Origin of the sequence: Glutamicibacter sp. Je.9.36, from assembly GCF_051129975.1 — a bacterium.
GTDB lineage: Bacteria > Actinomycetota > Actinomycetes > Actinomycetales > Micrococcaceae > Glutamicibacter.
This window is the reverse complement of the sequence record NZ_JBCPSN010000003.1, coordinates 465,427-487,670: the sequence shown is the minus strand read 5'-3', so window position 1 is coordinate 487,670 and position 22,244 is coordinate 465,427. Positions and strand designations below refer to the sequence as shown.

At 60.7% G+C, this 22,244-nt stretch carries 22 protein-coding genes; 13 read left to right on the top strand and 9 right to left on the bottom strand.

Features of this window, described 5'->3' with window-relative positions; all coding sequences use genetic code 11:
- Positions 1–5: 5 nt before the first annotated feature.
- Positions 6–1,271 (bottom strand): cytochrome P450, encoded by a 1,266-nt coding sequence (locus AAZQ98_RS10600; RefSeq protein WP_105657409.1) that lies wholly within the window; start codon positions 1,269–1,271, stop codon positions 6–8.
- A gap of 105 nt (positions 1,272–1,376) precedes the next feature.
- On the opposite strand from AAZQ98_RS10600, the gene AAZQ98_RS10595 reads away from it, so the two are divergent.
- The gene (locus tag AAZQ98_RS10595) at positions 1,377–2,288 is read left to right on the top strand and encodes a LysR substrate-binding domain-containing protein (protein ID WP_434692026.1); all 912 of its coding nucleotides are present in this window, start codon (positions 1,377–1,379) and stop codon (positions 2,286–2,288) included.
- Between the two features lie 446 nt (positions 2,289–2,734).
- Here the strand turns inward: AAZQ98_RS10595 and AAZQ98_RS10590 are convergent, their stop codons facing one another.
- A complete protein-coding gene (locus AAZQ98_RS10590; protein WP_434692022.1) occupies positions 2,735–4,120 on the bottom strand; it encodes an MFS transporter in 1,386 nt (461 codons plus the stop codon).
- 127 nt (positions 4,121–4,247) lie between these two features.
- Between AAZQ98_RS10590 and AAZQ98_RS10585 the strand changes: the two genes are divergently transcribed.
- Together AAZQ98_RS10585 and AAZQ98_RS10580 are read left to right on the top strand one after the other, a co-directional pair.
- The gene (locus AAZQ98_RS10585) at positions 4,248–5,147 is read left to right on the top strand and encodes a LysR family transcriptional regulator (protein ID WP_105657412.1); all 900 of its coding nucleotides are present in this window, start codon (positions 4,248–4,250) and stop codon (positions 5,145–5,147) included.
- Between the two features lie 32 nt (positions 5,148–5,179).
- Positions 5,180–5,536, top strand: coding sequence for a VOC family protein (locus AAZQ98_RS10580; protein WP_434692019.1), 357 nt, complete (start codon positions 5,180–5,182; stop codon positions 5,534–5,536).
- On the opposite strand, the gene AAZQ98_RS10575 is transcribed toward AAZQ98_RS10580, so the two are convergent.
- Complete coding sequence (locus tag AAZQ98_RS10575) at positions 5,484–6,146, bottom strand: response regulator (protein WP_434692017.1); 663 nt, start codon at positions 6,144–6,146, stop codon at positions 5,484–5,486. The genes AAZQ98_RS10580 and AAZQ98_RS10575 overlap by 53 nt on opposite strands.
- Entirely contained in the window at positions 6,143–7,306 is a 1,164-nt protein-coding gene (locus AAZQ98_RS10570) for a sensor histidine kinase (RefSeq protein WP_434692015.1), read from the bottom strand. Before AAZQ98_RS10570 ends, AAZQ98_RS10575 begins: the two co-directional genes overlap by 4 nt.
- Positions 7,307–7,415: 109 nt before the next feature.
- Here AAZQ98_RS10570 and AAZQ98_RS10565 point away from each other — a divergent pair, with 109 nt between their 5' ends.
- From AAZQ98_RS10565 to AAZQ98_RS10545, 5 genes are all read left to right on the top strand, one after another.
- On the top strand, positions 7,416–8,204 hold the full coding sequence (locus AAZQ98_RS10565) for a GAP family protein (RefSeq protein WP_434692014.1): 789 nt from the start codon (positions 7,416–7,418) through the stop codon (positions 8,202–8,204).
- Positions 8,205–8,273: 69 nt separating this feature from the next.
- Positions 8,274–8,771, top strand: a complete 498-nt coding sequence (locus AAZQ98_RS10560; RefSeq protein ID WP_434692012.1) for a hypothetical protein — start codon at positions 8,274–8,276, stop codon at positions 8,769–8,771.
- A 102-nt stretch (positions 8,772–8,873) separates the two neighbouring features.
- Entirely contained in the window at positions 8,874–9,710 is an 837-nt protein-coding gene (locus tag AAZQ98_RS10555) for an exodeoxyribonuclease III (RefSeq protein WP_434692009.1), read from the top strand.
- 8 nt (positions 9,711–9,718) lie between these two features.
- Positions 9,719–10,735 (top strand): tryptophan--tRNA ligase, encoded by a 1,017-nt coding sequence (gene trpS, locus AAZQ98_RS10550; protein ID WP_434692006.1) that lies wholly within the window; start codon positions 9,719–9,721, stop codon positions 10,733–10,735.
- Positions 10,736–10,741: 6 nt separating this feature from the next.
- Complete coding sequence (locus tag AAZQ98_RS10545) at positions 10,742–11,254, top strand: 2'-5' RNA ligase family protein (protein WP_434692003.1); 513 nt, start codon at positions 10,742–10,744, stop codon at positions 11,252–11,254.
- A 46-nt stretch (positions 11,255–11,300) separates the two neighbouring features.
- On the opposite strand, the gene AAZQ98_RS10540 is transcribed toward AAZQ98_RS10545, so the two are convergent.
- The 4 genes from AAZQ98_RS10540 to AAZQ98_RS10525 all read right to left on the bottom strand — a co-directional run bounded on the left by AAZQ98_RS10540 (position 11,301) and on the right by AAZQ98_RS10525 (position 14,774).
- Positions 11,301–11,720: an SHOCT domain-containing protein gene (locus AAZQ98_RS10540; protein ID WP_434692000.1), complete on the bottom strand. Its 420-nt coding sequence runs from the start codon at positions 11,718–11,720 to the stop codon at positions 11,301–11,303.
- A gap of 168 nt (positions 11,721–11,888) precedes the next feature.
- Positions 11,889–12,290, bottom strand: a complete 402-nt coding sequence (locus AAZQ98_RS10535; RefSeq protein ID WP_434691998.1) for a phage holin family protein — start codon at positions 12,288–12,290, stop codon at positions 11,889–11,891.
- 64 nt (positions 12,291–12,354) lie between these two features.
- Positions 12,355–14,061 (bottom strand): SulP family inorganic anion transporter, encoded by a 1,707-nt coding sequence (locus tag AAZQ98_RS10530; protein ID WP_434691995.1) that lies wholly within the window; start codon positions 14,059–14,061, stop codon positions 12,355–12,357.
- On the bottom strand, positions 14,058–14,774 hold the full coding sequence (locus AAZQ98_RS10525) for a GAP family protein (RefSeq protein WP_434691993.1): 717 nt from the start codon (positions 14,772–14,774) through the stop codon (positions 14,058–14,060). The genes AAZQ98_RS10530 and AAZQ98_RS10525 overlap by 4 nt, the downstream gene beginning before the upstream one ends.
- Before the next feature lie 233 nt (positions 14,775–15,007).
- On the opposite strand from AAZQ98_RS10525, the gene AAZQ98_RS10520 reads away from it, so the two are divergent.
- Positions 15,008–15,979, top strand: coding sequence for a formylglycine-generating enzyme family protein (locus tag AAZQ98_RS10520; protein WP_434691990.1), 972 nt, complete (start codon positions 15,008–15,010; stop codon positions 15,977–15,979).
- Between the two features lie 87 nt (positions 15,980–16,066).
- Complete coding sequence (locus AAZQ98_RS10515; RefSeq protein ID WP_434691987.1) at positions 16,067–18,694, top strand: LuxR C-terminal-related transcriptional regulator; 2,628 nt, start codon at positions 16,067–16,069, stop codon at positions 18,692–18,694.
- Between the two features lie 9 nt (positions 18,695–18,703).
- On the opposite strand, the gene AAZQ98_RS10510 is transcribed toward AAZQ98_RS10515, so the two are convergent.
- The gene (locus AAZQ98_RS10510) at positions 18,704–19,786 is read right to left on the bottom strand and encodes an ATP-binding protein (RefSeq protein ID WP_434691984.1); all 1,083 of its coding nucleotides are present in this window, start codon (positions 19,784–19,786) and stop codon (positions 18,704–18,706) included.
- Between the two features lie 262 nt (positions 19,787–20,048).
- Between AAZQ98_RS10510 and AAZQ98_RS10505 the strand changes: the two genes are divergently transcribed.
- Genes AAZQ98_RS10505 through AAZQ98_RS10495 form a run of 3 tightly spaced genes read left to right on the top strand, consistent with a single transcriptional unit; the run spans position 20,049 to position 22,060 of the window.
- On the top strand, positions 20,049–20,933 hold the full coding sequence (locus tag AAZQ98_RS10505; protein ID WP_434691981.1) for a DUF1214 domain-containing protein: 885 nt from the start codon (positions 20,049–20,051) through the stop codon (positions 20,931–20,933).
- A 27-nt stretch (positions 20,934–20,960) separates the two neighbouring features.
- Positions 20,961–21,377, top strand: coding sequence for a hypothetical protein (locus AAZQ98_RS10500; RefSeq protein WP_434691979.1), 417 nt, complete (start codon positions 20,961–20,963; stop codon positions 21,375–21,377).
- A gap of 8 nt (positions 21,378–21,385) precedes the next feature.
- A complete protein-coding gene (locus AAZQ98_RS10495) occupies positions 21,386–22,060 on the top strand; it encodes a GAP family protein (protein WP_434691976.1) in 675 nt (224 codons plus the stop codon).
- The last annotated feature ends 184 nt before the right edge of the window (positions 22,061–22,244 follow it).

The window sequence follows — 22,244 nt, the reverse complement described above, 5'->3', positions numbered from 1 at the left end:
TTGTATTAGGCGTCCCAGAGGACGCGCATTTTGGTCATGCCGCGGAAGACCCAGCCGGCATCGATGCTGGCGGTGGCCGGATCCAACCGCAGATTGGGCAGCTTCTCGAAGACCGCCGGCAGGGCGACCTGGGCCACCTGGGCCCGGGCGATCCAGGTGCCGGCGCAGAAGTGCACACCGCCGCCGAAGGCCAGGTGCGGCTTCTTCTCGCGGAAGATGTTGAACGTTTCGGGATCCTCGAAGACCAACGGGTCGCGGTTGGCCGCGCCTAGCACCACTCCGAGGCGCGCACCGGCTGGCAGGCTGATGCCTTCGAGCACCAGCTCCTGGGTGGTTTCACGCGGGTACATGCCGATCGGGGCGACCCAGCGCACCGATTCCTCGAAGGCCTTGGGGAGCAAAGCCGGGTCCTGGCGTACCGCCTGCAATTGCTCGGGGTTCTCCAGCAGCGCCCAAACGGTGGTGGCCAGCACGTCGCGCGGCTCGTTCAGCCCGCCGCCGATGGTCATCTTCAGGTTGGCACGGATGGCTTCCAGCGGGATCGGCATGGTGGCCAGGTTGGAGAGCAGCGAGTGGTCCGGGTTCTTCGCCAGATAGGGGAGCATCTCGTCGATGGCCGCGTCGACCTCTGCCGAGGAAGCCTCTGCCTTGGCCCAGACCTCTGGGTCATCGGCGTAGTTGCCGGTGCCGTCGATCATGGTCTGGCTCCAGCGCTGCATGTCCTGCTGGGTGGCATTGTGGAAGCCGCAGATCAGCCGCAGGTTCTCCGCGGTGTACGGTGCGGCGTAGTCCCAGACGAAGTCCGAACCCGGCCCCTTGGCGAGCAGCTGGCCCAGGTACTTCTCGTTGTTCTGCGCGAAGATCCCGTTCCAGTGCTTCTTGATGGTGCCCGGGCGCAGGGTCGCTCCGTAGGAGTCGCGGTCCACCTGGTGCTCCGGGTTGTCCTTGCGCAGCATCGAGTGGCCCATGGACCGCTTCATCAGCGAGTTGCGCTCGTTGGCGGAGAAGCGGGCTTCGTCCTGCTCGATCTCGTGGCAGGCGGCGTAGGAGGTCACCATGTAGCGGTTCACCGCCGGGACCCAGTGCAGCGGGGCCTCGGCGCGCAGGCGCTGGTAGATCGGGAACGGATCGCGGTACAGGTCCTCGATTTTTACCCAATCGGCGACCGGGGCCTCGCGGACTGCGGATTCGGTGCTGGCGTGCGGCACTGGTGCGGTGCCGGGGGTGGCCTGGGCGCCGGTGAACGGGCAGGTCGCTGGGGCGGTGCTCATGCTGTCTCCTTAGTGGTTCCTTGTTCAATCACTAGTGTGAGGCAGGCCATAACCACGGGTAAAATGGTTATATTCGAGGAATATCCACTGAATAAGCGAGGAATAGTGCCGAAATTTACGCTGCGTCAGCTCGAATGCCTGGCCGTCGTAGGGCAGCTGGGCTCCATCACCGCCGCCGCGCAGTCACTGAATTTGTCAGCCTCCGCGGTGACCGGCGGGCTCAACGAGCTTGAACGCGTGCTGAACACGCAGCTGACCATCCGGCGCAAGGCCCATGGCGTGAGCCTGACCCCGGCCGGGCGCTACGTGCTGGACGAGGCACAGGGAATCCTGCAGGCCTCCAGGGACCTGGAGCAAATGGCCAGCGGTGCCGGGGAAGTGCTGGCCGGAAAGGTTCGGGTGGGCTGCTACTCGTCGCTGGCGCCCACGGTGCTTCCGGAGCTGCTCGCCGAATACGGGCAGCGCTACGCGCAGGTGGAAGTCGATTTCTTCGCCGGCACGCAGCAGGAGATCTTCCAGATGCTGGCCGCCGGGACGCTGGATCTGGCCTTCGTCTACGACTTCGGCCTGCCCGAAGGCATCGAGCGCACCCAACTGTTCCGCACCGAACCCTATGTGCTGCTGCCCGCGGGGCATCCGCTGGCCGAAGAGCCGAAGGTGCCGCTGGTGCGGCTGGCCAGCGAGCCGATGATCCTGCTGGATGTCCCGCCGAGCCGCGAGCACACGCAGAACCTGTTCGAATCCGCCGGGGTCGAACCGTGGATCCGCTACCGCACCGCCGACTTCGAGGTGACCCGTTCCATGGTGGCCCGCGGGCTCGGCTACGCGGTGCTGGTCCAGCGCCCGGCGGTGGATGTTTCCTACGAGGGTCTGGACCTGGTGGTGCGCCCTATCCACCCGGTGGCCCGAACGGTGCGCGTCGCACTGGCCCGCCCCCGCGCCGTCGCCCCGTCCAAGGCGGCCACCGCCATGCATGACCTGGCACTAGAACTGCATTCGACGAACCCCGCTCACTGACCGGGCTACTGTCTGGCGGAGCAGGCACCCGCATCCGCGGGCCAAGGCCGCAAGGCCAACGCCCGGAGTATCCTCGGTGCCGCTGGTGGGCTTGGGGCGCAGCCGCTGGGAGGACTGCATTAAGACAGCGGCCGAACGCCAACGCCACGAGCGCGTCGAGGAGGGGAACGGCTGGTGCTTGCCCGCGGCATTCATGGGCACGGCCCGGGCTGGTAGCCCCGACCTTCTGGATCCTGACTGATCGGTGCAATCATCTTCGCAGCCCGCCGACGGCATGTGGCCCGCGCTGCGGCCGGCGCCGAATCGGTGCGGCGCGAACGCAATGCCCGCGGCGAGATCGAATAGACCGAGTTCCGCAAACGACTGGATGTGCTGCGCACCAAGCTGAAATAGAAAAGCCCGATGGCCCGTTCGGAAACGGGCCATCGGGCTTATGCTTGCAGCGCCTAGGCGTCCTGGGTAGCCTTCACGGCTTCAGCGCGGCGCTTGTCGAAGACCAGCGCGCCCACTTCCTGCTCCGCCTGGTTGCGGAAGGACAGGTCGATTCCGGCCCGGTCGCGGATCAGCGAGACCGCGGTGAACGAGATCGCAACGACGATCAGCAGGTAGATGGCCACCGCGGTGGTGCCGCCGGTCGCCTGCACCAGCGCCTGGGCGATGGTCGGAGCGAACGCGCCGCCGACGATCGCGCCGATCGCGTAGGAGATCGATACGCCGGAGAAGCGTACCGACGCCGGGAACAGCTCCGAGTACAGTGCCGCCTGCGGGCCGTAGGTCAGCCCCAATCCGATGGAGAACAGGCCGAAGGCCAGGTAGAGCAGGCCCAGTGAGCCGGAGTTGACCAGTGCGAAGACCGGGAAGAGCGAAGCTGCCAGAATAATGAAGCCGATCTGGTAGGTGCGCTTGCGCCCGATCTTGTCGGCCAGCAGGCCAGCAACCAGGGTCATGACCAGCCATACGGCGGCGCCGAAGGCCACGGCGACCAGCACGTCGGTGCGCTCCAGCCCGACCGGGCCATCAGGGTTGGTGGTGTAGGCCTGGAAGAAGCCGCCGGTGGTCATGTAGCCTGCGGCGTTGTTGCCGGCGAAGACCAGCGCGGCAATGAGCACCAGTGGCCAGTGCTTCTTGAACAGCACCAGGATCGGCACAGCGGTCTGCGCCTTGTTCTCGCTGATTTCCTCGAAGACCGGCGACTCGTCCACCGAGCGGCGCACGAAGTAGCCGACGGCGATCAGGATAATCGACACCAGGAACGGAACGCGCCAGCCCCATTCGAGGAACGCATCGCCGGGGGAGATCACCCCGGTCATCAGCGCCATGGTGCCCGAGGCCAGCAGCATGCCCAGCGGCACGCCCACCTGCGGGTAGGAGCCTGCGCGGCCGCGGTGGCCGTCGGAGGCGTGCTCGACGGCCATCAGCACTGCGCCGCCCCATTCGCCGCCAGCGGAGATGCCCTGCAGGATGCGCAGCAGCAGCAGCATGATCGGCGCCCAGATGCCTGCGGTCTCGTAGGTCGGCAGCACGCCGATCAGCGTGGTGGCTGCACCCATCAGCGCCAGGGTCAGGACCAGCATCGCACGGCGGCCGATCTTGTCGCCGAAGTGCCCGGCCAGGAATGCGCCCAGCGGGCGGAAGAGGAAGGACAGGCCGACCGAGGCGAAGGAGATCAGCAGCGCGATCTCCTGGCCTGCTGGTTCGAAGAACAGCTGGCTGAAGACCAGGCCCGCTGCGGTGGCGTAGATGAAGAAGTCGTACCACTCCACGGTGGTTCCGATGACCGTCGCGAAAGCTACGCGGCGCTGGTTGGCCTTGGCGGCATTGGGTTGTGTCATAGTGCTTCCCTTGCGAGTGGTACAGAGGCGTCGATCACTGGCACCTGAGTTTTGGGTCACTCCAGTGTGGCACCAAGCACAAGTAAGGTAAACTTCAAATATCTGCAAAACTTCTGAAGGTTGGCTTATGTATTCGATGCGCCATCTGGAAATCATGGCTGAACTTCCCGCACACAGCACGCTCGGTTCGGCGGCCAGTGAATTGAGAATCTCGGAATCGGCCTTGTCGCAGGCCATTACTGCCATCGAGAAGCATGCCGGGGAGACCTTGTGCCTGCGCCGCAAGGCCCACGGGATCCGGCTCACCGCGTCCGGGCAGCACTTCGCCGCCATGGCCCGGAAGATCCTTTCCGATGTCGGCGAATTGCGTGCAACATTCCCGCAAACCGAAGGAGCGCTGCGCGGACCGGTGCGCTTCGGCTGCTTCGCTTCGCTCTCTCCGCACCTGATTCCGGCCACGCTGGAAGGGTTCGACCACCCCGAGGTGCAGCTCGATGTGCGCGTGGGCACCCACGAGGACTTGCTGCCGGCCCTGCGCGAGGGCGAGATCGACGTCGCTTTCGTCTATGACCTGCAGCTGCCCGCGGACATGGACAAGCAGCGGATCTACCAGACCGAGATGCAGGTCGTGCTGCATCCCGAGCACCGGCTGGCCAACCTCGCCCGGCCGCTGGAATTGGCCGACCTGGTCGACGAATCGCTGATCATCTACGAGTCCGACCCGAGCACCGAGCACCAGCAGCAGCTCTTCGCCTCCCAGGGCCTGCAGCCCAGGATCGCCGCCTCGGTCCCGCAGATGATCCTGGTCTCCGCGATGGTGGGCCGCGGCCTGGGCTACGGGCTGCTCATGCGCCGCCCGAACAATGCCGAGGTCTCCATCGAGGGCCGCCCGCTGGCCTTCCGCGAGCTCAAGGCTCCCAACTACCCGAACGCGGTCGTGGCGATCACGCCCAAGGGAGTCCAGATCCCGGCCCGCGTCCAGGCGCTGATCGACCACTGCACCTGCGCAATGGCTGAGTCCTGGTAGACGCGCACCCCCGGGGCGCGCATAATGGCCACATGATTGGCACGTGGCAGGCCATGGTCATCGACTGCGAGGACCCCGATGCACTGGCCGGATTCTATGAACAGCTCCTCGGGATGGTGCGCATCGACAACGAGCCCGACTGGGTTTCCATTGGCGATGCGCCGGACCATCCTGCGCTCGCCTTCCAGACGGTCAGCCCGTATGTGGCCCCGCAGTGGCCCGGGCATGTGCACCCGCAGCAGGCGCATATCGACGTGAAAGTCGCCGACCTGGACCTGGCCGAAGAGCAGGTGCTGCACCTCGGTGCCCGCTCGACCGGCGAAGGGTCCAAGACCTTCAGGGTCTATCTTGACCCGCAGGACCACCCGTTCTGCCTGGTGAGCTGGTAGCCGCGTAGGCGATCTTCGCGGCCTGGAGCCGGGTCGATACCCCGAGCTTGGCCAGCACCTGGGAGACATGCGTCTTCACGGTGCTCTGCCCGATGCCCAGCCGCTGCGCCAATTGCGGGTTGCTCAGCCCGTCGGCCAACCCGTCGAGCACCTCGCGTTCCCTGCCGGTCAAGCCATCGGGCAGCTTCACGGTGCCGGGCTCCGGCGCCAGCGCCCGGGCCAGGATCCGCGAGGTCACCTGCGGATCCAGCACCGATTCGCCGCGGGCCGCGGCCCGCACGCCCATGATGATCGCCTGCGGTTCGGCGCTCTTGAGCAGGAACCCGTGCGCCCCGGCCTGCAGCGCGCCAAAAAGGTACTGGTCGTCGTCGAAGGTCGTGAGCACCACGACGCGGCAGCTGCCATGCAGCGCCTTGGTGGCCTCGATGCCATCGAGCACCGGCATGCGCAGGTCCATCAGGATGACGTCGGGGGACAGGGCGCGGGCCATGGAAATGGCCGATCGCCCGTCGGCCGCTTCGCCCACGACTTCCAGGTCTTCCGCGGCCTGCAGCACCAGCCGGATCCCCATGCGCACGGTCGCATGGTCATCGACGATCAGGACTTTCACGGCTTCTCCATTGCTTCAATTGGTCCGGGGAATTCGACGCGCACCTCGAAATCCGGGCCGGTGCGTACTCCGAACCGCCCATCGAGCGCGGCGACGCGGGTGCGGATATTCTCCAGCCCGGTGCCCGCACCCGGGGCGCGGCTGGCGTCGGGCCGCAGGCCATTGCTCGCCGTGATCGCCAGGCCCCTGTCCTGGATCACGCTCAGTTCCAGGGTAGTGCCCGGCGCATGCTTGGCGTGGTTGACCAGCAGCTCGCAGACCGTGCGGTGCGCGGCGGTATGCACCGCAGGGCTGAAGCGCTGCGGATGCGCGACCCGGTACTCCCAGCGCACCGGGCTGCCGAATCCGGCCACCAGCTCCGGCAGATCCTCGATCCGCGCCTGCAGCGCAGGGCCCCCGGCATGCAGCATCCGCACCATCGCGGCCATGTCTTCCAAGCCGGACACCGACTCATCGCGGATGCTCTGCAACGGAGCCCGCACCTCCGGGGGTGCGGCCGGAAGCAGGGCGCCGGAGAGCAGGGCGATTGACGAGAACCTGGCCGAGAGCACGTCATGCATCTCGCGGGCCAGCGCAGTGCGCTCTTGGACGCGGGAGAAGTCGTGCTCGGCGACCAGCTGGTCCTCGCGGGCATCGGCCGCCGACTGCACAGCCTCTGCCCGCTGGGCTTCTGCCCGGGCCAGCTCCTTGGCGGTGCGCACATTCTCCGCCCAGAGCATCGGGGTGAAGAGGATGAAGCCGGCCATGAGCAAGGCCAGCACCACCTCCTGCGGATTCCCGGTGACCAGCCAGGCGGCGATGGCCAGCGAGATGGCGGCCAGGCACAGCAGCGCCAGCGCCACCGTCCGCGTGCGCACCGACCCGAGCAGGAACAACCCGAAGACGCATTCGAAGACCAGGAAGTACCCGCCCAGGCTTCCCACGGCCAGCAAGCCGGCGCCGGCGAACAGCATGGCCAGGGAGCTGGCTACGAGAAAACGGCGACGGACCAGCACGGCGGCCAAGCCGATGAGCAGCAGGACGATCCACTCGTACCCGCGGATCGCGAACCATGGGGGATTGGCCAGTCCCGAAAGATGCAAGATGGCGGTGAGCACCAGATAGGTGCCGACGACCTCGGGTTCCTTGTCGCCGCTGCCCATCCGCCGAATGAAGTCCATGCTTCCAGCATCCCCGAACTGGCTGCCCGCCGGTATCCCCCTTAAGGAGGAGAAGGCGCAGCCCACTGGCCGATACCGCGATCCGGCAGGCCGCGGAACAGTGGAACCCATGGACATCATGACAAGCAATCCCGAACTATCCCTGATCATCCTGGCGCTGATCGATTCGACCAGCATCGGCACCCTGGTCATTCCGCTGTGGCTGCTGCTGCGGGGACGCCGCGAGGCCATCGCCAAGGTCCTGGCCTACCTGCTGGTAATCGCCGGCTTCTACTGGGTTATCGGAGTGCTGCTGCGCAGCGGACTGCTGCTCATCGACCCGGCCATCTTCGAGCACCGGTTCTTCCGGCTGGCGGCAATGGCCGCCGGGGCGCTGATGATCATCTGGGCGCTCACCTACCGCACCGATGCGCAGAAGGAAGCCAGCGCACGAAAAGCCAGCGCACGGAAAGCCCTCGCGCATGGCGGCGCGGCACCGGCAGCGCCGGAACCAGCGGACCCCGCCGGCCAGGTGCCGCTGCGCCTGCGCAGCCGCTTGGGCACTGCGCTGGATACCCGCACCGGGTTGATTGCCCTGGCCCTGTTCGCCGGGCTGCTGGAACTTCCCACGATGCTTCCCTACCTCGCAGCCGTTGGCGTCATGCAGGGCGCTGGCTGGGGCACCGGCCTGCAACTGCTCGCGCTGGTCGGCTACTGCCTGGTGATGATCGTCCCGGCATTGGTGCTGGTTGGCGCGCTGGCGCTCGCCGGGCCGCGCATCGAGGCCTGGCTGCAGAAAATGGGGGCCAAGGCCTCGGCCTACGCCCAGGAAACCCTTGGCTGGGTGGTGGGCATCGGCGGATACCTGCTGATTCGCGCGAGCCTTTCCGGGCAGGACCTGCACAGCCTGTTCGGCTAGCCACGCTGTGGGCGAAAGGGCGCGGTTCCAATTGGCTTGAAGCGGGGTAATGATGCGAGAATTGACGGCATGGAACCTCTAGGCAGCAGCGCGAAGCAGGGCAAGAAAGTCACCCTGAACGCATCAACTTTGGCAATGTCCGTCATGGTCATCGTCCTTCTGGTGGCAGTGGTATTCGCTGCCAACTCCAACCAGATCGTCGGCTGGTTTGTAGTCGTCATCTCCGCCGGTTGGCTGCTGCTGGCCGCATTCATGATGTTCGGCCTCAAGCGGGGCGCCGAGAAGATCAACAACTCGCTGCGCGAAGCCACCGCGGCGGCCACCCCGCGCGCCCAGCCCGGCACCGTGGTAGTTGACGAAGCCACCAGCCAGCGCGACATGAAGCTGGATCACTCGTTCAAGATCGTCCAGGTCCAGGCACGCGTGATCGCCGAACAGCGCCAGAACCGGGGCGAGGATCACGAGGGCATGATCGACCGGGCGCTGGAGACGATCCAGATGACCGCGACGAATGCGCGGGACATGATCAAGCCGGCCAAGCCGATGGATGGCGAAATCATCGACTAATTGTCCAGGGCAACGCGCAAGCGTTGCCCTTTTTCGTTGCCCGCGTTCCGGCGCAGGCCAGATCAGCGCGTAATCGATCGCATAATTTTGTAAGCTGGAATAGTGATACCTACCAGTGTGGAAATTCTCAACAAGGACGCCGGCGCGCTGCGCGTCGCGTCGGTCAACGTCAACGGCATTCGCGCGGCCTACAAGCGCAATATGGCGGACTGGATCGCCGCCCGCGACGTGGACATCCTGTGCCTGCAGGAAGTACGCGCACCGGACAAGATCCTGCGCGACCTGATTGGCGAGGGTTGGCATATCCTGCATGCCGAGGCCAAGGACAAGGGCCGCGCAGGCGTTGCCGTCCTCTCGCGCACCGAGCCGGTAGCCGTGCGCGAGCACATCGGCGAGGACTACTTCGCAGAATCCGGCCGCTGGGTCGAGGCGGACTTCGATATCAACGGCGAGAGCTTCACCGTCGTCTCGGCCTACGTCCACTCCGGCGAGCTGGGCACCCAGAAGCAGGAGGACAAGTACCGTTTCCTGCAGCGCATGAACGTGCGCCTGGTGGAATTGAAGAACGAGAAGGACCACGTCCTGGTGGTAGGCGATTTGAACGTCGTGCACACCGAAAAGGACATCAAGAACTGGAAGCCGAACCACAACAAGCGCGCCGGCGTGATGGACGAGGAGATCGCCTACTTCGACGGGTTCTTTGGTGAGATCGGCTACAAGGATGTGGCGCGCGAGCTGGCCGGCGACGTGCAGGGACCGTACACCTGGTGGTCCTTCCGCGGACAGGCCTTCGACAACGACGCCGGTTGGCGCATCGACTACCACATGGCCACTCCGGCGCTAGCCGCTAAGGCCATCAAGTCCTGCGTAGACCGTGCCTCGGCCTACGATTTGCGCTTCTCCGACCATGCACCGCTGGTCGTCGACTACCAGTTCTAAGGAAAACCATGGAAACTTCCCGTCCCCGCGTCCTGTCCGGAATGCAGCCATCGGGCGATTCGCTGCACCTGGGCAACTACCTGGGCGCGCTGGTCAACTGGGTCAAGACCCAGGATGACCACGACGCATTCTTCTTCATCCCGGATATGCACGCGATCACCGTCTCGCAGGATCCGGCGGAGCTGCGCGCGCGTACCCGCAAGACCGCTGCGCAGTTCATCGCCGGCGGCATCGACCTGGACAAGTCCACCTTGTTCGTCCAGTCGCAGGTCCCCGAGCATGCGCAGCTGGCCTGGGTGCTGAACTGCATCACCGGTTTCGGCGAAGCCAGCCGCATGACCCAGTTCAAGGACAAGTCCTCCAAGGGCGGCGCGGATGCCGCCAGCGTCGGGCTGTTCACCTACCCGGTCCTGATGGCCGCGGATATCCTGCTCTACCAGCCCGAAGGGGTCCCGGTGGGCGATGACCAGCGCCAGCATGTGGAGCTGGCCCGCGATCTGGCCAAGCGCTTCAACCACCGTTTCGGGCAGACCTTCACCGTGCCAGAGGCGTTCATCCCCAAGGAGGGCGCACGCATCTACGACCTGCAGAACCCGACCTCGAAGATGTCCAAGTCCGCCGAATCCCCTGCTGGCCTGATCAACGTCCTGGATGAGCCGAAGCTGATCGCCAAGCGCATCAAATCCGCGGTGACCGATGCCGGGTCCGTCGTGGCCTACGACAAGGCCGAGAAGCCGGGCGTTTCGAACCTGCTCGATATCCTGGCTGCCGTGACCGGCAAGAATGTGCCAGAACTGGTCAACGAGTTCGAAGGCAAGATGTACGGGCACCTGAAGGTGGCTGTGGCAGAAGCCGTGGTGGAGCAGCTGGCTCCCATCCGCACCCGTACCCTGGAGCTGCTCGATGATCCGGCGGAGCTGGATCGCCTGCTGCTTGCCGGTGCGGCCAAGGCGCGCGTCGTCGCGTCGAAGACCGTTGCCGATGTCTACCAGAAGGTCGGCTTCCTGCCGCCACTGGGAATCTAAGAACCAATGGTTTTCGAGTACACCCTGGGCGTGGTGATCCCGGTGCCGCAGCCGCACCGGGAGACTCTGCGCGCGTGGCGCCAGGAATACGGGGGAGAGGCCACCGCGCCGATTGCCCCGCATATCACCTTGGTGTCCGGGTCGTACCTGAATTCCTGGGAGAAAGCGGCTGCCCAGGTGCGCCGGGTAGCAGCCACGGCGGAGCCCTTCACCATCCATCTGGGTCCGGCCCGGACCTTCCGGCCGGCCAGCGAAGTAGTCTTCCTGCCGCTGGAAACCGGCGCGGACGAATGCTGGAAGCTGCACCGCGCGCTGCTGGGCGACGCGCTGAGGCACGAATCGGCTTTTGCCTACCATCCGCACCTGACCATCGCGCAGAATGTTCCGGCGGCGCAATTGGATGCGGCCCAGTCCGCACTGGATGCTACGCACCTGTCTTTCGCCGTGGATCATATCCATTTGTTCGATACCCGTAGCGGGGACTGGAGCTTCAGCGAACAAATCGCTCTCGGAGCATAGAAAAGACGCCAACCACATGGTTGGCGTCTTTTTCTTGGCCTGGCTCTTATGCCTGGGCAGAACCGGCTTTTGAATTGACCTGGTTCATCGCATGAGCACGCAGTTGATCGTATTCGTCGGCGTTGATGGTTCCAGCGTCGAACAGCGCCTTGGCCTTGGCGATTTCATCGCTTGGGCTTGCCTGTGACACGGTGCGGATGTAGTCCTCCACGGCGTTAGCGTTTCCTACGGCAGCCTTGTAGCTGCGTTCGGACATGCCCTTGCCACGAGCGATAAGGTACACCAGTGAGGTAATAAACGGTACGAACAGCAAGAACACGAGCCACAGCGCCTTCCACCAACCGTTGAGTTCACGGTCACGGAACAGGTCGGTGATGATCGAGAATAGCGCGATCAAATATGCGATGAAAACGAAGCAGGAAACAATCACCCAGATGATGTTCCATAGCGAATTCCAGAATTCCATAATTACGTCCTTTAGCTGCTAGAAGCTGAACCAGCCGAATTGTTTGGATTCAAACTTTCGGCAAAACTTTATCTACCTAAATCATTGGCTGGTTCAGTGCCTTTGAGCAACACAACAACGGTATTCTGCGACGAATTCACCAATAGTTGATGAGGGGAATCGAGGATTCTACGCTTTGGATTTTCCGGCGTCTCTGGCCGCGAGGCGTTTCTTCAAGAAGATCAGTGGCAACAACCAGCCACCCAAGGTTGTCGCGGCCCAGACGACCAACGATGCCAGAACCCAGGTACTGAATCCGTTGATGCTCAATCCGTTGGAGAACGAAGCTGCGACGATGAGAGCTACCAAGGTTGAGATCAGCCCGAAACCACCAATCGCGGCCGGAGCATAGCGGTTGGTCAAGCGGAAAATAAACGGGCTGAGGATCGACTGGGCGACCGCAAAGACCACTACAGCTACGATGAATCCACTTGTTGCTAGGTGGAAATCATCTAGCAGCCACGCACCAGCGAGCAACCCGAGGGCCGCGGTGCCTAAATAGATTGCTGCACGGATAAGAAAGATGATCATGATATCTCCTGGGTTCGTGGACCAGAAAGTCCATCAAGGCTGTCGAACTCCTACTGCGCAAAGCCTATGTCGACTGCCATTTCTGCGCGAACTTAATACTCGTTGAGAGGGCCTCTCCGACGCGATCGGTTGCGACGAAAACGTGTTCCGGTCCAATGGAACTGATAGCCCTAGTGGCCAGAAGCTGTTCGTTGGCCCTGTGGCTGATCCCGGCCAGTATCAGGATGCCGCCGGCTGCCGATAACTCCTGGGCGTAGCTTTCCAACGCACGGATGAAGGTGCTGCCCAGGTCTTCCTTGCCCCGTAGCCGGATGATCACCGCGGTGCGCTCACAACGTTGGGGTATTCGGGGAAGCTGGTTCTGGAACATTGGCGCGGCAGCAAAGAACAGGCTGCCATAGGGAACCAAGATGACAAGGTCGTTGGGGGCAAGCTGCGCAGGAGGGCGTTCCTCATCCGGCAGCGAGGAACCGTCCTTGAAGACCCATCGCTTGATGACGATCCGGTTCGATTGCCGAACAGTATGCAGAATAATTGCCAGCCCCACACCGGTGAGCACCGAATACTGGAGCGGGATGACCAGGGTCAGGACGAAAGTGACGGCAATGACCACAGATTGGATCGCGCCAGTACGCCACACCATGAGCATGTCGTGGATCTTCAGCGTTCTGAATCCTACGAGGATCAGCAGACCGGCCAATGCCGGCATGGCTACCAATCCAATGAGGCCTGCAAGCGTCAGGATTGTGGTGGCGATGACCGCCGCGGCTACGAGGTTGGCTAGCGCGGACTTGGCTCCCGCAGCACGAACCAAGGACGTCGCCGACATCGAGCCGCCCACCGGCATCCCCTGGAAGAAGCTCGCAGCGAGGTTTGCGGCTCCCTGTCCGCGGAAGTCTGCCGATGCATCGGGATAGCGGCCGTTGGGGTTGACGATGCTGCCACTGATGCCAGCGCCCTGGACAAGGCCGACAAGGGCCAAGGACAGTGCCGGCAGGATCAGGGTTGGGACGAGCGATAGATCCGGCAGATGGGGAGCTGGGAGAGAATTGGGCACACTTGCCACAGCGCTGAGCTGCAGGGTCGGCGCAGTAAACGGGAGCCATGACAGCAGTGCCGCTAGCGCCGAGCCTCCGATAATTGCGATTACCATGGACAACGCGCCTAGCGATGTCCGTTCAAAAACCAGCACCAGCAGAATTGTGGCTGTACCAATCAGGCATGCAGACCAATTGAAACTTCCAAGATGCAGGACAGTATCGAGCGCCCTGCTTAGTCGATTTTCTCCCTGGCTTTCGTAACCGGTGAAGTTATCGAGTTGGCCCAGCACGATGTTCAGGGCTACCGCATTGATAAAACCGATGAGTACCGCCGTTGGGATGAATCTAACCATCGACCCCAATTTCGCTAGCCCGAGCCCGAGCATCACCAGCCCGGTGAGCAGTGCCAAGGTAGCCAGGACAGTCGCTGAATTTTCTGGATTATGCGCCTCTGGTACATCGGAAACAACAACAGCCATGGCTCCGGTGACCTGAACGGACATGAAGACCGAACCTGTGGCGAGAGCTCCGCCGGCGGTGCCCAAAAGGTACCCGTACAGCCCGTGTACTGGATTCACACCGGCTAGCAAACCGGCCGCTAAACCGTCGGGGACGCTGTGGACCCCCAGAACCAGCCCGGCTTTGAGATCGTGTTTGACGGTCGAACGATTGCCAAAGCGCTTGAGGTACTTAGACAGGTGTTCACGGTTTATCAATGATTCGGCTTTCATATCAGTAGTTCAAATGCATTGCGGTACTGGCCGAAGGCGGTCATCGCGAGGAAAACGGTGCCGAGGGTACCGTTATGGACCACGATCCACTCTTTGAGCTTGAGTAGTTTCGGTCCAGCTTCTTGTGGATCTTTCAGGTACCAGACCAGCGGCAGAGCCATGGGAAGGATGCAGAAGAAAAGAAAAAGCTGCAATACAACGATCGACGGACCCGAGGAGATATGAGCCAGTTCGATCTCTAATCCGGCCGCGACTGCACAGGAGAGATTGATCGGGTTGAAAAGAAAAATCCCAGTGCCTAACCGTAGAGAACGCGCCGGTCTGAAACGATTCATATGCTCATACCACTTGGGTAATTGTGGCAACGAGTCGAGTACGTCTTGAGGAGTTGTTGCAGCGAACATATGCGCGATTTTTCGCGGGGACCGGTTATAGGTATACCAAGCGCCCGCAAACATGATGCTGCCCAGGCATAAACGGGTGATTCCAACCCAGAGCCAGGAGTGGGCTTGGGTATCGGGAGCAAGATAATTGAAGATTAGGTAAGACAGCGCAGCGACGGTGGCTACCGCTAGACTCCAGCCCAGAAGGTACATGGAACCATTGGCGCGAGGTCGACGAGAATCCAGAACGGCGAGCAATGCCAAAATGGCCAGGGGGCTGGCTATCAGTCCGAACAGGATCGGGAGCAAATCCCAAATGAGCTTAAACATCGCCTAGTTCCTGCGTGAGATCTGGTACAAGTTGAATAAGGCCACGCCGGGAAAGCCTCGTGAATTGCATGTCGCTCGCACTCCTCGCATATCAGCGCCGGCCCGGAGGACAGTTCACGCTAGGGCCACTGATTCTATAATCCGCGATATTGCAGGTTCGGCAGAAGCATCCTAGGGGCAAATCATCAACAGTTGGTGATTACCGTGGTGCTTGGGACGACGATGATTGAACCATGCTTGAGAAAAGTGACCTCAGCCTGTTCAACTACGGAAAAAGAATGCCGTTTCCTGCCACCGCGTATCAGGCACCAACCTGGGTGCAGGTGCCCGCCGGAAAATTTGTCATGGGGTCCTACGATTTTTATGCTGAGGAAGCACCTGCGCATGAGAAACATGTTGAGTCTTTCCAACTGACCCGTGATCCAGTAACTAACGCCCAATTTGCGCAATTTGTTCAGGAAACTGGGTATACGACTGTTGCTGAGCGCCGCCTGAATTCCTCTCAGTTTTCAGACTTGGATTTCTCGCAACGCCGACCAGGAGCATTGGTGTTCGCCATGACTGCAGGACCCGTTGACTTGCGCGACCGATCCGCGTGGTGGAAATGGACCACCGGCGCTCAATGGAGGCATCCATTAGGGGAAGCGAGTGATTTGAGGGGCAAGGAGACCCACCCGGTCGTCCAAATTGCTTACGAAGATGCGCTAGCCTATGCCCAATGGATTGGTGGGAGACTCCCTACCGAGACGGAGTTCGAATACGCCTCTGGCGGCGGAGCTACGCCGAGCCCCTATGCCTGGGGTGAAGAGCAGAAAGTTGATGGCCGGGCAATGGCCAACACCTGGCAGGGGCGTTTTCCCTACCTCAATGAAGGATGCGAGGGGTGGGTAGGGACATCCCCAGTCGGGACTTTCCCGACTAACTCGTTTGGGCTGAACGATTTGATCGGCAACGTGTGGGAGTGGACCAGCGACGAATTCACGCAGTCTCATTACACCGAAAATGAAGCATTCCGGGCCGTGGAAAAGCAGCATATAGAAAGCGGGTATTTAATGAATAATGCTTCAACTATTGTGAGAAAAGTCCTAAAAGGTGGTTCCCATCTTTGTTCCCCTGAATATAGTCTCCGCTACCGGCCAGCAGCAAGGTCTCCGCAGGATGAAGATACCGCAACATCCCATATTGGTTTTCGCTGCGCGCGCTAGTGGATATCGTCGAACTGAACTTTTAACTATTGTTAAATAATTGAGATATTACGTGGAGTATCTCAAGGTTCCGGATAATATCCTTATATGGAGAAATCCCCGTCCCTTGAATGGGTTACACCGCCTTGGTTTTTGGTAACGCCTCCGAAACCGGCCGCACTCATCGTGGCGAGGCCACGAGTGCATGACTTGTTGCAGACCTCGACAGGGCAGGTGGCCCTGACTTTGATGGGTGCTCCATCTGGCTTTGGAAAAACAAGCGTGCTATCAACGTGGATTTCTTCTCGTCATGTCCCGGTAGCGTGGCTCAGTCTGACCTGGAATTCAGGTATTGATAAACGCCGCCTCCTAGGGGGAATCCTTGGGGCTATACAAGGAATCAAGAACCAGCTCAGTGAGGGCGACGGAAAACTGATCTCCCAGCTTTCCCCGGGATCGTTGAACACAGACCAATTTCTGCAGCAACTGTGCCATGTTGGTTCCAATCTTTCTGCACCAATCGTCATTGTTATAGACGATGCCCAATTGGCCGATGCACAAGATCTTCACCGAGTGGCTGTTACCTTATCGATGTATTCGGAGTACAAACTACGACTAGTTCTTTCCGGAACCGACAACTTTTCCGCAAGCTTTGCTGATGAACTTCGCGATGGAAACGCCGTGCTCATTGCTGCAGAAGATTTGGCATTTACCGAACAAGAAATCGGTGAGCAGTACGAGCTAGGCAGCGATGCCGCAGCCTCGGTATTTACGAAGACTGCCGGATGGCCCATCGCTGTTCATCTATCTAGCCTCACCGCAACGAAATCGGTGATCCAGCTGGAAGCAGGAATGGAACATCCGAAGTTTGAGACGTCGCAGGAAGAGCTCTTGCAGTATGTGCAAAAAGCAGTACTGCGACAACTTCCCGAACGGCTACGCGAATTCGTCCTTGCTGCAACAGCCTGTGTTCGGCTCAACGCGAGCCTCGCCCGGCAACTCAGTGGTTTTTCCGAAGCCGCGGACTTGCTCGATGAATGCGTTGAACGCGGATTGTTTCTTGAACGATATCTCGGACCGGACTCCGAGACAGTATTCCGCTGGTATCGGCCAGTCGCGCAACTGTGCCAGATGTTGCTTCACCGTACGGATCCCGAGCAATCGGCAAAAACTCATAGAACAGCCGCCGAAGCCTTGCTCCACAAGCATCCGCTGGAGGCAGTCGACCATGCGCTACGCGCGAAAGACACAGCTTTAGCGACGGAGATCATTCGGAAGAGCTTCATCCGAATTCTGTGCGAATCGGGTGCCCCGCTACTGAACTCGATGTGCCTGCGACTCGCTCAATTATCACCGCCATCTGCAGATTTGTTGATGATCCGCGCTAGCGCATTGGACGTCGTGGGTGATCTCAGCGGGGCCACGATGCTGGAAGAAGCTGCCAGAAATAGTCAAAGACCAGCTCCAGATGACACGACCCAGCAAGTAGTTATCGCTTATTGCCAGTTGTTCCTTTCGCGCACCGCTGAGGAGCTGGTGGCTGCAGTCGATCGGGCCCGCGAGTTCTTGCCAAAGTTTAACGCCGCACCTGAGGCCAGGGCCTATCAGATATTTTGCCTGGGCTGGAGCGAGCTACGTCTGCGCCGCGATACTGTCGATGCCGTCCGCCTGCTGCGCTGCGCCCTGGATGACGCTCAAAGCCTGGAACTTCCTGCCTTGAAACGACTCAGCCATTCCAATCTCAAGTTTGCGCTGGCCTTCGGCGGAGACTTTGTCGCTGCACGCAAGCTCTGCGAAAATGCGAACACTGGAGAAAACCAAGGGGCAGAGAATTCCTTGGATGCAGGTTGGAAATTTTATGACGGCGGCATCGGGACCTTCACCTTGGCGTACCTCGATTTCTGGCAGGGACGGCAGATGGAGTGCGCTGAGCATCTGGCCGAGCTGTTCAAGATCGGTGGGCACAGCACGTCCTATTTCGCGCTGGGCTGCGTCTACCACGCCATGCTGGCTGCACTGAAAGGGGATCCTTCGGGGATTCAGCAGGCATCTGACATGCTTGAACTGGTCAGCGATGTTGAACAGCATGGCGTGCCTTGGGGCATGTTCAAGACTTTTGGCCGAGCAACGTTGAAGTTTGCTTCAGGCAATGCCGACGAAGCGCTAGCCCTGCTCGAACCACTCCGAGAAGTTGAGAGCATCCCGGTAATCCGCGTGTGGTCAGCCGAGATGTTCCGGCAGGCTGGAAAACTCGACGAGGCGCTTTTCTGGCTATCACGCTTGATGCCCAAGGAAACCGCATCATATATTGCGGCTCAAGCATTGGTAACTTCCGCTGCAGTCGCCCACGAGCGCGGAGACAAATCAGCTGCGCATGAGCAGCTGGAACGTGCCTTGAACATTGCGGCCCCAGAGGGAATAGCCCTTCCCTTCACCCCCAATGACGACACCTTGCGCATCCTGCTGACCGAACATGCTGCATGGGGGACTAAACATGAACACATCCTTGCCCCACGCATCGGGCAACAAGTTGGACTCTCACGCACCGAAATGATCAGCGCACAGCTTTCATCTCGCGAGAGGGAAGTCTTCGGCTATCTATGCACCACCATGACAGCCGAAGAAATCGCTACAACGCTGTTCGTCTCGGTAAACACGGTCCGAACACACCAACGGTCGATCTACCGCAAGCTCGGGGTCAACAGCAGACGAGACGCCATCAAACTCACGGTGTAGCGAACTGATTCAGGCCAAGGGAACCTTGACGTCGCCCCCGCCTTCCTCGGTAATCCGATCACGCATCTGGTTAATTGCCGGTTCGGCGATGAAGGCGCCGGCGAAGAGCCCTTGGCCTTGCGCAAAATTCTTCGCTTGTTCCAGCAACGGCGTCGGAATAAATCCGAAGACCTCACCGATTTCTTTCAGATCGCGTGGGGAGTTGACGCGCATCAGACCGAGGTTGTCACACTGCGAGAGCACGTTGGGATGAATCTTGGTCGGGCGCTGCGTCGAGAGGAATAGCCACAGACCGAATTTACGACCTTCTGCTGCGATCTGAATCAGCTGCTCGGTCAGTGCTTTCTCGACCGGGCTAAGAGGGTTGGGAGAGCAAAGATTGTGGGCTTCATCGATGACAATCAAGATAGGTTTACGCTCGTGACGCCTAGCCCAGAGGTCCTCTAGCGTCGCCAATGCAGCGACCTTTGGTTCTTCAGGGTGCTCGAAGCCGCCTAAATCCATAACCGTGACTCGTGGACGGGCCCGCACGATATCCGTGACAGAGGTAGCGCCACGCGACCAGAGATCCCACTCCAGCACCTGAAGGTTTTCAATCCTGTTAGCTAACCGGAGTTCTCCGGAGCCGCCCGAATCGCGCAGTGCGGCGATGAACTTGGCATCGTCCCAACTTTCCACATTTCCGTCCAGGTGGAGCAACACGTTGAATTCTTCTGCATCCAATACCGGATCAAGCCGGAGTACTGCTGCCTTGGAGGCTGCCGAAAGGTCCGTAAAGCGGGCGTAGAGCTTATCTGGATTCTGGCTGCCGCTGTGGAGAACATGCAACGAGGCGTCCTCGATGCCTTGTGCTTCTTCCTTCGTGGCTTCAGGGCGCAGATTGCCCAACTTGGTGAAGTCTGCATTGGGATCCATGATCAAAAGGGGCAGTTTGGTTTGCAAGATGAGCTGCTCTAGAACCACGCCCAGGGCATATGTTTTCCCGGAACCGCTTTGACCGCACCAGAAAGTATGCCGGTTGAACTTGGCTGCGTTGAGTTCAACATATTCGGCGGGATTGCCCACCTTTGCTCCGATTCGCAATGATTGCACGATATCTGTCTCCTATGGATTTACGATCACGGACCAGTAACCGGCCCATTTCTTTTTCCGAGAATCTCATGTTGCAACGCTGTTGTCCGGCGCCTGAAGAGAAAACTGTGCGAATGGGCCCATAAATCACCAACATTTGATGATGTGCCCGTGCACGCCTCGCCATAGATTGAAATCGTAAGATCTCTGTCTCAGAAAGGCGTCTTCGGTGCAACAGCAAATGGTGGATCTCTCGAATTTCATTCGAGCTGAATCCGACACAATGTTTTCGAATATCAATGCACAAGCAGGGGCAACGGGTGTCTGGAATCACGGCTTCACCCCGACTCCGGTAGAAAACCAGCCAATCATTCGGATGAACCGCGACACCTTGTACAGCGCGGCCATCGTTGATATTTCACAGGGTGCCACCTTGAGCATTCCTGAAGTCGGAAACCGCTATGTCTCGGTCATGGTCGTGAACCAGGACCACTTCATCAACCGCATCTTCCACAGTGCCGGAAACCATGATCTGAGCATGGAGGAGTTCGAGACTGAATTCGTGATGATTGCGGCGCGAATCCTGGTGGACTCGGAGAACCCCGACGACATTAGCGTGGTCAATGATCTGCAACGTCAGCTGGCAATCACTTCGGTGTCCCAGCGCGAGTTCGTTGCTCCGCCGTACGATGTCGAATCGCTGAAGAGCACCCGTAATTCGCTCCTGGAACGCGGGCGTGAACTCAGCGGCCTGGAACGCTGCTTTGGCAGCCGTACCGAAGTGGACCCGGAGCGTCATCTCATCGGTACCGCCCTGGGCTGGGGCGGCCTCCCGGAAAAAGAAGCAACCTACATCAATGTGGACCCGGGGTTGCCGGACACGCACTTCGAACTGACCGTCAAAGACGTTCCGGTCGATGGATTCTGGTCGATCTCCCTGTACAACGCAGAAGGGTTTTTCGAACCTAACACCAGCGGTTCCTACTCGGTCAATTCAGTCACCGGTGAACGAAACTCCGATGGCAGCTTCACCGTGAACTTTGGCGGAAGCACCGAATTGGTGAACCAGCTTCCGATCAAGCCAGGGTGGAACTACCTGATCCGTCTCTATCTTCCGCGCACCGAAGTTCTCGATGGCAGCTGGACCTTCCCGAAAATCTCGAACTAGTAGCGACATCTCAAACAAGGAAAAGAAATGAAAAAGTACCTCAAGCCTTCACTTGCAGCGGCCTTCGCCGCTTCGCTGGCAGTTTCCATGACCGCGTGCAGCTCCACCCCGGCCGGGAACGAAGCCGATGCCTGCGGCGCCTATACGGGCTTCGTCGAGGCTGTGGCTGGCGCTGATGCCACCATCGACGGCTCGTCGAGCGTCGGCGAGATCCGTGAAGCCCGTGAGAAGATCGCGACCGCTTATGACGAGCTGGACGGCAAGCTGGGCGAGGTTTCGGCCGACCGCAAGCAAGCCCTGGCTGACTCGTGGAAGGATCTGAGCAAGGCCATCGAGGACGTGAACGAGGACCAGGATCTTCCCGAAGCCAAGGCATCGATCACCGAGCAGATCGACGCAGTGAAGGCTGCGCACGCGAGCGCCAACACAGACCTGAACTGCTAGGTCTCAACATGTTGGAGCTACTGGGTGAGGTACTGCCCTACGCAGTAACCATCGCGATCAGCCCAGTGCCGATCATTGCGGTGATCTTGATGCTCATGTCCCCGCGGCCGCACGGACTGGGACTCGGGTTCCTTTCCGGCTGGGTTGTGGGAATCCTCGTCGTGACGGGCGTATTCAGCGTTCTGGCCGGGATATTGCCTGATCCGCAGGATTCGGCGGAACCTAAGCCGGCGGTGGTCATTGCACAGCTGGTCCTGGGCGTGCTGTTGCTTCTGCTGGCAGTAAAGCAGTGGCGTGGGCGACCCAGGGCCGGGGACCAGCCTGAACTGCCCAAGTGGATGAAGAGCATCAATTCCATGAAGCCAGGGGCAGGTTTGGGTTTGGGCGTCCTGCTTGCTGCGCTGAATCCGAAGAACCTTCTGGTGGCTGCAGCGGCTGGTTTGGCCATGGGGCAACAGGGCGCAAGCGGGGGTACGATGGTGCTCGCCTTGATCGTCTTCACGCTGATCTCTGCGCTGACGGTGCTCTTGCCGGTGTCCCTGTTCTTGCTGGCGCCGGCCAAGGCGACCGAAATCCTGGATCGCATCCGCGAATGGCTGACCTTGCACAATGCCGCCATCATGGTGGTGCTGTTCGCCGTGCTCGGTGGGCAGCTGCTGGGAAAGGGACTCGCGGGTCTCTAGAGCGAACTCGCCTTAGCAACAGGGGCAGGAGCGGTTCCTGGTTCGGGCGCATCGTGCTTTGACGATGCACGGTGCGCCCGATAGCGGGGGTGCCTCTGGGCAATCGTGAGAACGCTCCGCGCCAACTAGCGCTTTATGAGCTCTGGCAATGCGGGAAAGCAAAAGGGCCCGAACCGTTGAACGG